At 42.8% G+C, this 13,123-nt stretch carries 9 protein-coding genes, 1 tRNA gene and 1 other RNA gene; all 11 read right to left on the minus strand.

Annotated elements, in window-relative coordinates; translation table 11 throughout:
• Positions 1-47: 47 nt before the first annotated feature.
• The 11 genes from QL919_RS04855 to rnpB all read right to left on the minus strand — a co-directional run bounded on the left by QL919_RS04855 (position 48) and on the right by rnpB (position 13,087).
• Positions 48-440 carry a DUF4845 domain-containing protein gene (locus QL919_RS04855; protein ID WP_290188450.1) on the minus strand — a complete coding sequence of 131 codons (393 nt, stop codon included), beginning with the start codon at positions 438-440 and terminating at the stop codon, positions 48-50.
• Positions 441-576: 136 nt separating this feature from the next.
• Complete coding sequence (gene lepB / locus QL919_RS04860; RefSeq protein WP_290188451.1) at positions 577-1,479, minus strand: signal peptidase I; 903 nt, start codon at positions 1,477-1,479, stop codon at positions 577-579.
• Positions 1,480-1,588: 109 nt separating this feature from the next.
• Positions 1,589-3,388, minus strand: a complete 1,800-nt coding sequence (gene lepA / locus QL919_RS04865) for a translation elongation factor 4 (RefSeq protein WP_290188452.1) — start codon at positions 3,386-3,388, stop codon at positions 1,589-1,591.
• Positions 3,389-3,793: 405 nt separating this feature from the next.
• Positions 3,794-5,038 (minus strand): capsular biosynthesis protein, encoded by a 1,245-nt coding sequence (locus tag QL919_RS04870; protein ID WP_290188453.1) that lies wholly within the window; start codon positions 5,036-5,038, stop codon positions 3,794-3,796.
• A gap of 130 nt (positions 5,039-5,168) precedes the next feature.
• Positions 5,169-7,676, minus strand: coding sequence for a capsular polysaccharide biosynthesis protein (locus QL919_RS04875; RefSeq protein ID WP_290188454.1), 2,508 nt, complete (start codon positions 7,674-7,676; stop codon positions 5,169-5,171).
• Positions 7,677-7,746: 70 nt separating this feature from the next.
• Positions 7,747-9,528 (minus strand): polysaccharide biosynthesis/export family protein, encoded by a 1,782-nt coding sequence (locus tag QL919_RS04880; RefSeq protein WP_290188455.1) that lies wholly within the window; start codon positions 9,526-9,528, stop codon positions 7,747-7,749.
• Between the two features lie 142 nt (positions 9,529-9,670).
• Complete coding sequence (locus QL919_RS04885) at positions 9,671-10,786, minus strand: capsule biosynthesis protein (RefSeq protein ID WP_290188456.1); 1,116 nt, start codon at positions 10,784-10,786, stop codon at positions 9,671-9,673.
• Entirely contained in the window at positions 10,755-11,393 is a 639-nt protein-coding gene (locus tag QL919_RS04890; RefSeq protein ID WP_265090668.1) for an ABC transporter ATP-binding protein, read from the minus strand. Before QL919_RS04890 ends, QL919_RS04885 begins: the two co-directional genes overlap by 32 nt.
• 67 nt (positions 11,394-11,460) lie before the next feature.
• On the minus strand, positions 11,461-12,273 hold the full coding sequence (locus tag QL919_RS04895) for an ABC transporter permease (protein WP_290188457.1): 813 nt from the start codon (positions 12,271-12,273) through the stop codon (positions 11,461-11,463).
• A gap of 248 nt (positions 12,274-12,521) precedes the next feature.
• Positions 12,522-12,598: transfer RNA gene (locus QL919_RS04900), tRNA-Met, on the minus strand.
• Between the two features lie 132 nt (positions 12,599-12,730).
• Positions 12,731-13,087, minus strand: an RNA gene (gene rnpB / locus QL919_RS04905) — RNase P RNA component class A.
• Positions 13,088-13,123 lie beyond the last annotated feature (36 nt).

Genomic DNA, 13,123 nt, shown 5'->3' on the forward strand with positions numbered 1-13,123 from the left:
TAAAACACTAAGGTGTGTCCTAGTAAGTAATTTGGCAATCTTTTCGGTTATTCAGCGCCAGCCATTTCAACATCACCTTCAAAGCGATTGACGATATCAACATTACCAAAGAAATTGTTGGTGACGGCGTATTGCTTATGGATTGCCAACTGACCTGTTTTCTTATCGGTAAAGGTAAAAACTTCTTCCGCTCTGGTGTTGTAGTCGGCATTAATAGATAATTGTCTATTGACACGTTCAACGAATTGCTTGGCTGTTTCTTTATTACTGTTTGACTCTTTCAGCTGTGCACTTAACGTTTTAGTTAACTGGTAATCACCAATCTGTGCGGGAACAATAGCGACCACCAGTTTAGCAGCGATACCTAGAGCAATAATGATTAAAACGATACTGGTGACACTAGCGCCACGTTGTGTGGTCAATCCAGATAACTGCTGCATTATGATATCCCTCTACTGATGAGTTAATATTGTTATTTTTAATGGCTACCTAAAGGTTAAATAGCCGTTTATAAGATAGTAACAATATTAGCACAAAACTATTATCGGTAAATCAATCAATAGAGCATTTGCCAGGTTAATCAATCGTGCCATTACGTTTAAACGTCGGCAAGTTCAGTCCCGGTGGCTTATGCATCCAGATATAAACTGCCTTACCAGCTAGATTGTCATCAGGAACAAATCCCCAAAACCGACCATCAGCACTGCGATCACGGTTGTCACCCATGACGAAATAATGCCCTTCTGGTACGCTAATACGCCATGCCGTACCTTCTGAGCTGACAACTTCTGGCGATTGCTGCTGTAAAAATGGCGCGTACTGAGCGCTGTTCATACCCTCGATGTATCGAACAAGATGCTGGTTGTCGCCTTGTGTTTCCTGAAAGTATTGCGCCTCACTTTCTTCTTGCTGACCCATCGCCGCAGCACCTTCTTCAGTCAGTACCTGTCCTGGAGCAACTTGTCCTGGCAAATATAGCTGTGAGGTTAGCTCAGGATTGGCAGCAAAGTCTATTGACTTAGTCTCTACTGATACATCATTAATCGCAAGCTGTCCCTGATTGTAGCTAACCATGTCACCAGGCAAACCGATAACGCGCTTAATATAGTAAATACTTGGGTTTTCAGGATAGCGAAATACAGCTACATCGCCATGCTCAGGCTCGCCAGTATCCAACACTTTGTTATAAGTCAGTGGCAGTCGTACCCCGTAAGCATACTTATTCACTGCGATAAAGTCGCCAGTATATAAAGTTGGTACCATAGACGATGAAGGAATATTAAAGGGCTCAATCAAGAACGAGCGTACAATTAATACCACCGCTAACACAGGGAAGAAGTCGTAAGCCCAGCGTACTATTAGCCCCTCTTTACCACGCCCACGCGTTTTGCGCTGTTTGAGCGCCAACTTATCTAATAGCCAAATGATACCTAAGCCTATGGTTAACGGCACTAAAATTAAATTAAAATCAAAATCCATACCAAATTGCCTATTAACGAGCGACTTATCTAATGCTTAAATAATTAAGCCAACCACATTTGACATATTCTGCGCTAAAACCGAACTCAACAAGGTTAGCAATTGACTATTAACTATCAACTTGTAATACAGCTAAGAAGGCTTCCTGAGGAATCTCCACGTTACCCACTTGCTTCATACGTTTTTTACCGGCTTTTTGCTTAGACAACAGCTTTTTCTTACGCGAAACGTCACCACCATAACACTTGGCCAATACGTCTTTACGCATGGCTTTGACCGTACTACGACCAATAATCTGACTGCCAATCGCCGCTTGAATCGCTACATCGAACATCTGACGTGGAATCAACTCTTTCATCTTGGTGACTAACTGATTACCACGATAGCGCGCTTGATCCTGGTGCACAATCATCGCTAACGCATCGACTTTATCACCGTTGATAAGTACGTCAACTTTGACCAGTTTATCAACTTGATAACGCTCAAAGTTATAATCAAGTGAAGCAAAGCCACGAGACACAGACTTTAGACGGTCAAAGAAATCCATGACCACCTCGCCCATCGGAATATCAAAAACCAACTGGACTTGCTTGCCCATAAAACGCATATCTACCTGCACGCCGCGACGTTCGATACACAGCGTCATCACGTTGCCCAAATAGTCTTGCGGTACCAAAATCTGACAGCGAGCAATCGGCTCGCGGAATTCTTCTATATTATTGGGTTCAGGCAATCTTGATGGGTTGTCAACGTAGATAATTTCGCCATCTTTTTTTACAATTTCATAAATAACCGATGGTGCGGTAGTGATTAAATCCAAGTCATATTCGCGCTCTAAACGCTCTTGGATAATCTCCATGTGCAGCATGCCTAAGAAGCCACAGCGGAAACCAAAACCTAGGGCGTCTGAGGTATCAGGCTCAAAAAATAACGAGGCATCATTAATCTGTAGTTTTTGCAGTGCTTCACGGAATTTTTCAAAGTCATTGGCATCAACAGGGAACATACCCGAATAGACCTGCGGGGTAATCTGTTTAAAGCCAGGAATACGCTCAACGTCAGGTGTTTTTGAATGGGTAATCGTATCGCCAACTGGTGCGCCAGCAATATCTTTGATACCGGCAATAATAAAGCCGACTTCACCCGCTTCTAAGATACCTGTGTCGACAGGTTTCGGCGTAAAGACACCGATAGAGCTGACCGGATGGGCTTCTTTAGTCGATTTAATATAAATCTTATCGCCTTTTTTGACGGTACCTTCACGCACTCGCACTAAAGACACCACGCCTAAATAGCTATCGAACCAAGAATCAATGATTAGTGCTTGTAGCGGTGCTTCACGATCACCTGTTGGCGGTGGAATGAATTCAACCAACGCCTCAAGTAGTTTATCAACACCAAGACCAGATTTTGCTGATACTCGTGGGGCATCCACCGCGTCAATACCGATTATGTCTTCAATCTCTTGGATGACGCGCTCAGGTTCAACTTGCGGTAAGTCAATCTTATTCAAGACTGCCATCACCTCTAACCCTTGATCCACTGCGGTATAGCAGTTGGCCACTGACTGTGCTTCAACCCCTTGCGCCGCATCAACGACCAATAACGCGCCTTCACAAGCGGCTAATGAACGCGACACTTCATATGAAAAATCGACGTGACCAGGCGTATCAATAAAGTTGAGCTGATAGCGTTCACCATTTGGATGGTCATAAAACAAAGTAACCGACTGGGCTTTAATAGTAATACCGCGCTCGCGCTCGATATCCATGGAGTCGAGTACTTGCGCCTGCATCTCGCGATCTTGCAAGGCACCGCACATCTGAATAAAACGATCAGCAAGCGTCGACTTGCCATGATCAATGTGGGCAATGATTGAAAAGTTACGAATATTGGCTAATGCAGTCACAAAGCGCCTACTAAATTAAGGGTGATAGAGTAATATGATGAAAACAAATGCGGTCAGGCACAAACGTTAAGGTATTGTCTGATATCGGTATAAAAAAATAAGACCGACTGGCGTTGAAAAGAGAATCAATAGAGTAGCGAATTCACTACAATAATGGTCTCAAATCAACCGCTCAGAACACTAACGCTGATGCGCAGGCATGAAAGAGTATTCTAGCAGTTTTCCACTGTAAAGTAAGGCGATTTTATTAGCAGGGAGACGATTTACAGCGGAATTTACGAGCGGATAACGGTACTGATAGAAAGTAAGACGGTTTTTAGAGCCTCATTAACCTACAAAAGAGTGCAGGCTAATAGAAACTATTAGGCTGTATTGAATATTTAATCGAAATAAATGTCTAATAAACTACTGAGGTAAATTGGTCTTAGACAGCTCAGCTTCTGCTGCTGCAGCCTTTGTATCAGTCAGATGTTTATATATCCATGGCGACTTTCCATAAAAAGCCCCGTTAAGCTGAGTTTGTTCTATTAAGTACTCGCGAAAACGTAGATAGAACTCATTGTCTGGGCTTTTAGGCTGCTGCCAAAAATCATCGAGCGGTTTCTGGTCCGTCAGTTTAGGGGTATCATAGATAGCGCGGCCCATCACCTTGGTCGGTTTTTTGTGATAGACCGATTGCAATCCTGTGGTGCTATTGATAGTCACCATACCGATGCTATGTTTCATCAACGTTGGCAGATGCATATCACAGCCATAAAAAACACGATCGGCTACCTGGTAGCGCATGGCTAAGCTTGCAACCAATTCTCGATAATCACGATGACCACGATCCAAAGGGTGATGTTTAAATACCAGCAACTGCCCCTCATCAGCATAATCTGCGAAGCTTGCAATAGACTCATCAATAAACTGTACCACATCACGATAGTCACTATGGTGCGTAATCTGCGAGTCATTGTGCACTTGTAGGCTGATTAAAAAATAATTATTACTTTGCTCTTGGGTTAATCGTTTCTGTAATTTTTTGTCAGGTAGATAGCCGCACATCTTGCGCCATGGGGCTTTTAGCCAAGCAATCGCCTCTTGCCACGCTGTCATACCTCGGTAATGAGAGTAATGTGGGTAGCGGCTTTTGTATAGCCAAGCGATAATGTAATAAACGATAGCGGCAATACTTAAACGATAAAAGCGATTGTGCGTATATAACGGCTTGTCATTGGCTTTTTTGAGTGCTTTGATATCAGCGGTATTCAAACGCGAATACCCATTAATGCCATGCTCTTGCAAGGTGATGTAATCAGGACGCAAATAGCCCTCTTCAAATACAAAAAATGAAGTGCCTAGCTGTTCACTTACCCGAGCTGCTTGTGTGTGATGCGGACGACAATCACCAAAACAAACAATGGCATCGATATCGTGTTCTTGAATAAACGCTGGCAACCATGATGAGAACTGCGCTAAGGTGCCAGTATATTCGTGGGTATTGGTATGATTATAGAAAAACGCATCGCCAGCATTGAAGTTAATCTTGCTAACCTTGATGTCTTGAGTTTGTAGAAATGTCGAAAATCGATTGAAGAATCCGCCCATCTTTCCTTGTAATAGCAAGACGTGTCGATGAGAAAGCAAATGAGACATCGAAGCTGTCATAATGTTGGCTTACCATTAATTAAAGAAAAGAAGATGAAATTACGGATGATAATAAAAATAAACAACAAGTAATTATACCTAAAAAAGGAATCAGTGTCGCAGAGGATTTAGACAGGTAATTTTGAGAAAATCAGCGTGGTTTTTTCTGTAGAAATTGTTGCCATTGATGACGCTGCTGCATAAAACGCGTAGCAACACGGCATTTGAGCTGAGAAGTCACTTCTGAAAGTGCGAACTGCTTTAACGATGAACTATTGGTTATATTAACCATACTGCCATGTGGTTTATTTTGAGACGCTTCTTTACTGTGGTTTTTAGGCGGATATAAATAATCAATCACCTGCTCTACTTGTGCTAGACCATATCCATCGGGCAAACGATATAATGGGTAGCGAATCAGTACGCAATATATTAATTGCTCAAGCGATAATGCTGTGTCTCGTTTACGTCTTTGTAGATACTCAGCTTTTGGTGGTAGCTTAGCATCAATATCGGTCGTTAGGCCCCAGCCAGCATAAAACGGCAAACCATAACAAGTGACTTTTAAACCACGCAATAGAGCTTCAAAGCCCGTTAATGAGCTAATCGTATGTATTTCATCGACACATTCTAAGCAATCGGGCATCGATGTATCGTAGGCCACTGCATTTACCTGCTGCAAGCAATCTGCGCTCACCTTGCCTGCACGCAGTCCTGCTTCGACATCTGGATGCGGTTTATAAATCAAATAACCATCAGGATTATCTTGTCGTACACGCTCAATCAAACCACTATTGGTTTTGATTGTTGAGCCACAGTACTGTACCGACAAATCATCTTCAACTTGTCCGACGATGAGTATTCGCGCTTTACCAGATACCTGTGCCCTCTGCATCCAACCGCTATAATCGCTATCAGTGCTATTGCCATCACTACTGTCAATGCTAGTCCCAACATTGTACTTACTGACTCTTTGAGTCAGCAGTTTATTTTGAAGCTGTTGCACTCGTGTACTTTGCTGCGGACTTAACGTCTCACAATTGCATAATAAGCTCTCTAAATCCGAAGGCTGAGTTGCATCATAGTAAATGCCTTGTTTATCTATTACCACGGACAAAGGCGCTAACAAGGTAGCACCTAAGCCGTTTGAGCGGATAAAGCCATCTTCCATACAATGAATAACTGGCGTGTCTATCAGTTTCTGCTTCGTGATTTTACGTTGCAGCTGTTTTTGGACTTGTTGACGCTTGGCCAAACCCCACACTAATAGCGGCTGCTGATAATCAACCTTAAAATGGTCTGGATGTAATAAGTTTTTAAGACGAGGCTTGAGTTTTATGAATAATGTCGTGCGAGGTAAGCCGACAAAGGCTTTGACAAAGGGCAGCTTCCAGCGACTAAACTCATATACTGTCAAGTTACCTTCGAGGCATGCTTGCCAATATCGATTGGTCACTAGCCAGTCAATCGCAGTCTCTATATCGCATGCCTGCTTAGTGGCTGGATCTACATAACGACTATAATCAACATAAGCACTATAAAATAAAACTTCTAGTGTAGCAGTCATTTTCTTAGAGAATAGTGTAGGAAACAATGCGGGGTTTGAGTTCCCCCTAGCCTTTAGCAGTTTGTTGGCAATTTTCTGACGACGCTGTACGACAGTTTTTAGCAAGCGTTTTGGTGCGCCGCTGTCATCGGTCAGCCCCCAACCGCTATACCAATTGACCCCAAAGCAATGCACTTTCTTACCAAGCAGCAATGCTTCAAAACCCATATGCGAGCTGACCGTATAGACATCACTAACCTGTGCTAAAAGTGCCATTGGGTTTACTGGCTGAGCTAAAACTCGAACGTTTTTGGGCAATTTTAACGTGGTAAGGTATCCTGACTTCGCAGCAGGATGGGCTTTTATCCAGATGTGCGCATTAGGGTGATTGCGACAAGCAGACTTTAACATCTGCTTAAATTGACGTTTATCAGCGCCAGCACCCTTGATAGATGCATCGCCAGCAACTTGATCAATCACTAAAATGTGTGATTTTAGAAGGTTCTGCGCAGTGTTTTCACTTTCTTGATTGATTAGCGCGTCTAACGATGGACAATCCATTACTGCATTATATTTACTAATTTTTTCATCACAGATACGTGCCATTAATTGTTGGGCACGCTCTTTAAATAAATGGTACTCACTAATACTAGTATCATTCTTAGCATGTGCAACTATCAACTGCTCAAGGCGCGAGCGACGTGTCAAATCAAAATAGATACCTAGGTCATCAACGACTACGCTCAATCCATGACGACTGCTAATCCCTGAATCTAATGAGCGCAAAAAGCCATCCTCAATACTTAAGGTTGTACTCTTTTGTCGCTTAGCAACCTTGCTTGCTTTCTGATAACTTTTTTTGCGGCCCCAGCCGATAAAGGCACTCGGCGCCTCCAGTCCCAGATTAAAACGCTGTTGCAAACTTGACCATGGATACCAGCGTTGAATGTCCGCTTGCAGTACTTGAGATAACAGTAGATTGTTACGACGCATGCCCTTGCCAATCACTGCAAGATTCTGTGGTAATTGACACTGAGCCGATGGCAAGCGTAACGCATTCTCAGAGGCGTAGGTGACTGACACCTTAACTTCATCTACGACGCTTTTTGCCATTTTTAACACCCTTATCTGTTACTTTTGTATCAATATATGCAGGTGATTCTAAACCGCTATTGAATAACGGTTATAAATCGAGAACTACTTTAGCCGCAATCGCCAATTGATACAGAATTTGCGATAAGCCGCGAGCAATTTCTACACGCTTGGTTTTGACCTTCGGTAATACCATAATCTCATCGCCTTGCTGGATACGGTAAGCGGTATTAACCACTTCACTGGCACCATTTTGATGAATAACCAAGATTTCTTTGACGTCAGCATTGTCAGAGAAGCCGCCCGAATTGGCAACATAATCACCCACGGTATAATCTGGGTTAAAGGTCAACGCACCTTGTGCCCGCACTTGACCGTTCACGGTAATTACTGACGTTTGCGCAGGTATCTCGATAATATCACCTTGCTGTAAGATAATATCTTGCCACGAATTCGGTACGACAACAATTTGACCAGTCGTTTTGACATTACGAGCTTTGGCGACGAACTGCTTGACCAAAGCGGCATCGTCTTGACGCAATGCTGCCTCTTCACGAGTCGTTGACTGAGTAGCCAGTGTCAATTCTTCTAGACGATCAAGCGACTCATTAATCATACGCTTTTGTTGCTCAGCCACAGACTCACGATAAATGGTCAAATGAGTCAGTTTTGCAAGTGGGCTTGGCTGCAGTTGTGGAACGATGTCTTTCAATCGCGCGCCATATGGCACTACCATTGCGCCATTACCCGTATGTGCACCCTTCACCTGTACAGCAATAGTCCCTGCATAACGATCTGAGGTGACAACCATTTGATCACCATTATAAACAGGAACATTTTGCGCTTCGGCAAGTGAATAGTACTCTGCGGTCTGCGCACGTCCTGCACTGCGAGTGATGCTCACGTTAGTGGCATTTGCCGCTGGATTGGCAACTTGCAGTACATCACCTATGGTCAAATCATTGACATCAAACTCAAACGTATATTCGTTCTGAACTTGCCCGCCTACTTCAAAGGTTTTTTTCTGAGGGGCAACGGTAATCACATCTCCATCACGAAACGAGAATGCTTGTAATTTACCAGCTAGTAGAAAGTCATAGAGATTGACTTGCTGTAACAACTGACCGTTACGCTTGATCTGAATATCAATATAACTGCCTCGCGTTGGGTCAACACCGCCTGCTCTATCTAAATAAGACAGTACGGAGTCTGCTGCAAGACCACCATAATAGCCAGGTTGTTTGACAAAACCCGTGACGAACACTTTGACTGGCTGCGCTTGCTCTAAAGAAGCATAGACACCAACGTTAGATCGATAAATACGGCTGACTGCACTTTTAACCACATTTTGTAGACTGCCATTCTGCACACCTGAGATACGTACTGGACCGACATTTGGCAAGAATATATTGCCTTGTGGATCGACGGTCATAGTCGAGGCAAACTGATAAGCACCCCACATCCGCACCTGCACGTTATCACCAGGGTTAATCACGTAGCTGTCATTAAAGGTAGAACCAGACGTTGTCGAAAAAGCACCGCGAAATAACTGTTCGCCAAACATCATATCTTGCGTATTGATATCCTGATAAGGACGAGATGTATTGATGACTGACTGGCTTGGTAGACTTGCGGCATTAACCGCTTCTTGAGTGGTCGCCTGCCCTGGTACGCCACCTGCAAAAGCCTGCGTTGATACATTGATATTATTGCGATTCTGATCTTGACCCATGCTATTGTTGCTAGTACCGAAGCTAGACCCTGATATCTGATCAGCATAACTGGTTGCTGCTAGAGCGGATACACTGCTTGCTGCCATGACCAAGCTCATCGCTTGCATCACTGTCACGATAGCACGTGGTTTCATATTCATTAGATTTATTCCTTTGCTGATCTATCGATCATTACTAGTATCTGGTTTGACAAATCATTCACTATTGTCAGGCACATCGATTCTTTAATGCTGTACAGAGTGTAGGACTTAACAATCCACTCTGTAAAAAATAAGATTAAAACTAGCTGCGATGATCGCGGACAACTGCCATTACTAAGCGCACAAACCCATACAACATCAGTAGTAGAGCCAGCGATGTCCAGATGATATAGGCACGGCGCGGATATAGTGCCTCTTCAGCTTCATAAGGCGTTGAGATGACAATGAGATTTTTCATCTTTTTAAAAGCTTCTAAGCGTGCTTTTTCAAGTGATGATAATGACAATTTATACAGCTCAGTTGCAAAATCAACATCTGCTTTAATGGTCTCAAACTGTACCGCTTGACGGTTCAACTTAGTGGTATTTGGTGAGGTCAGCTTGGTTTGCTCTTGGGTGATTTGCTCTTCGACTGCTTTAATCTGGCTTCTTAGCGAAACCACTTGTGGTGCATCTGGATTCAGATAGCTTAACAACTGTCTCTCTTCAGTACGTAATGAGCTCAATTGCGCTTGCAAGCTGCCAATTAACTGATTGACCACTTGAGCATTGGCCTGCGGGTCATAAATTTCATTTTCATTTTGATACTTTAACAGCTGTTCTTTTGCATCGTTTAAGCGCTCTTCTGACTCATCTAGCTGCGTCTCTGCAAACACCAGTTGATCACGAGCCACTTCTTGTGAAATACGGTTTACGAACTGCTCGGACTCACTCAATATCGTTTTATTGAGCTCAAAAGCGTATTTTGAATCAAAAGCTTCCGTTGATACTGAAAGCACGTAGCTTTGCTCATCAAGGTTAATGTGGACACGTTTTTTGAAATACTCAAGTAGCTCTTCCTGCGATGCATCAGGATTGATTTCATTGAGAGGATCTGAGCCATCGACATGATAGGCTTCGCGGAACTTGAATTTATTATCAAGGCGCTTCACCATATCGTTAGATAGAATGTACTCGGTTAAGTAGGTGGCATCTTCCTTACTGGTACTATTCACACCCAAAAGGGCTGATAGACCACCACCTGAGGGCACACTCGACTCACTGACTTGCTTCACTACCACATCAGCAGTAGATATAAATCGCGGGTGCGCAAGCGTCATGACATAAAATATCACCAGCACCCAAGGAAGGATGACCAAGCCGATAAACAGCGAGAAGTTAATTATTTTACTTTTTTGCTTTATGGATATGCTTTTCATAAACCTCAATCGCTTCTGTTGTATCGTCAAAGACGTGTGCTGTTTGATCCATTAACACAATACCAATATCGCAGTTACGCTTTATATCGCCGATATTATGCGACACTATCAAAAATCCCGCTTGTGCACGGCGAGCTGCCAAAATCTCTTCACTACGTTTACGGAAAGCGGCATCACCAACCGCACCCGCCTCATCAAGCATATAATAATCAAAATCAAAGGCTAAGCTAAGCCCAAAGGTCAAACGTGCTTTCATGCCTGATGAATAGCTTTTAACCGGCATGTCGAAATAGCTACCAATATCAGCAAACTCTTCGACAAAGCGAATTTTTTCATCAATATAAGGACCGCTTGAATAAAGACGACAAACAAAACGTACATTTTGACGACCAGTTAAGCTGCCTTGGAAGCCACCTGCTACCCCTACTGGCCAAGAAATAGTAGAGTCGGTAATGATTTCACCATGATCTGGCTCATCTAGTCCACATATAATACGCAATAAAGTTGACTTACCCGCACCATTACGACCGAGCAACCCAACACTTTGTTTATCACCAATGGTCAGATTGAGATCTTTAAATAGATAGTGCCGACCTTTCTTGGTCATAAATGACTTAGAAACATTTCTAATTTCAATCACTTACTTACCTTTTATGTATCTTCTATAGTTGCTTTTAACGAGAACGTATCATGTCACGTTCAGCATATTTATATAGTAATAATCCAAAAAAATTTACTGCAAACGTCCATTTTAGAAAATAACTTATATCAATATGATAAGCAGGGTAATTGGGTGCGAATGCATGACGCATTAGTTCAATATTATGAATAAACGGATTATAAAGTAAGTAGCTAAAATAAGGCTCAGGAATAACATGAATGGGATAAACAATGCCTGATAGAAAATATAATATGGTGAAAAATATCGTGATAACCTTACTAATCTCACCACCGTAGAACCCCACGACCATCATAATTAAAGCAACACCAAAGCTGAATATAAAAAGCGTAATCCAGCAGAACAATACAATATGTAAATTTTCTAAATTAGCGTAGATATCAAAAAAAGCCAAACCAAATAGTAGTAATATTGAGGTAAAAAAATAGATAACCAGCTCTAAAAATGAGCGTGCAATAATTACATCTACATGTCTAATTGAGCGATACATTAGCAGGCCTTTATTCGCATCAACTGCCCCTAATGCTCTAACAGCAATTCTTTGGAACATACGAAAAGGAACCATTCCAACTACCAAAAACAAAGAGAAGTCCATACCTGGAACTAAACGCTCACGAATCGTACCAAAAATAACTAGAAAAATCAGCACTTGAAAAAGAACCTCAAGCGGCGCCCAAAGATAGCCCAAACGATAACCACCGAAGCGCGTTTGTAGCTCACGCATCAGCAAAGCATGAAAAGCTGCACCCATGACTTTAAGGCCACTACGGTGCTTGATAGGACGATAAGGAGGCAATTGTACAGACATGGCGTTACAGGACTTTACCGAAAACAGCCCCTATGATAAGTAAGCGGGACATAAGTTACAAGAATTAATCTGTGAGTAAACTGATAAGACTATGATTTAGCAATAAATCAGTAAGTAATTCACAGCCATTTTCATATAAAGCTTAACCACTATTACTACAAACGAGATCTTTTAATCATTTCTTATAAGCAAAAAAAAACCAATCACATAATGATTGGCTTTTTAAATACTGCAGGTTTTACTATAAATGGTGGCGATGAAGAGACTTGAACTCTTGACCTCACGATTATGAGTCATGCGCTCTAACCAGCTGAGCTACATCGCCATTTAAGGCTCGGTATAATACCGATAGAGATGACTATCGTCAACCCCTAATTATCGTTTTTTGCAAAAAAAATGAATTTTATTCAAATTAATCACAACTATTGATGCTACTTACGATAAAAACGAACAATAAAAATTTGGTAAACCGATAAGCCGGGTTCTGTCGTGGACGATCATTCCTCTAGGCGTATCATCGCTAATACGCTCAAGCAACCTACCCGCATCGAACGCGGGCCGCGCCATGCCGATGCCTATTTGGTCTTGCTACGCGTGGAGTTTACCATGCCGTGAACTGTTGCCAGCCACGCGGTGCGCTCTTACCGCACCCTTTCACCCTTACCCTGCTTACGCAAGGCGGTCTACTCTCTGCTGCACTGGTCGTCAAGTTACCCTGCCCAGCCGTTAGCTGGCACGCTGCCCTATGTAGCCCGGACTTTCCTCCCCTGCTCATCTGTTACCAGTGTGCAGCGGCGATCGCCTAGTCTACCAAGCGCGCTAGTATAACAAACTTATAGCCGTCTGAGCA

It is taken from the genome of Psychrobacter sp. APC 3426, from assembly GCF_030408035.1.
In the GTDB taxonomy this organism is placed as follows: Bacteria; Pseudomonadota; Gammaproteobacteria; order Pseudomonadales; family Moraxellaceae; genus Psychrobacter.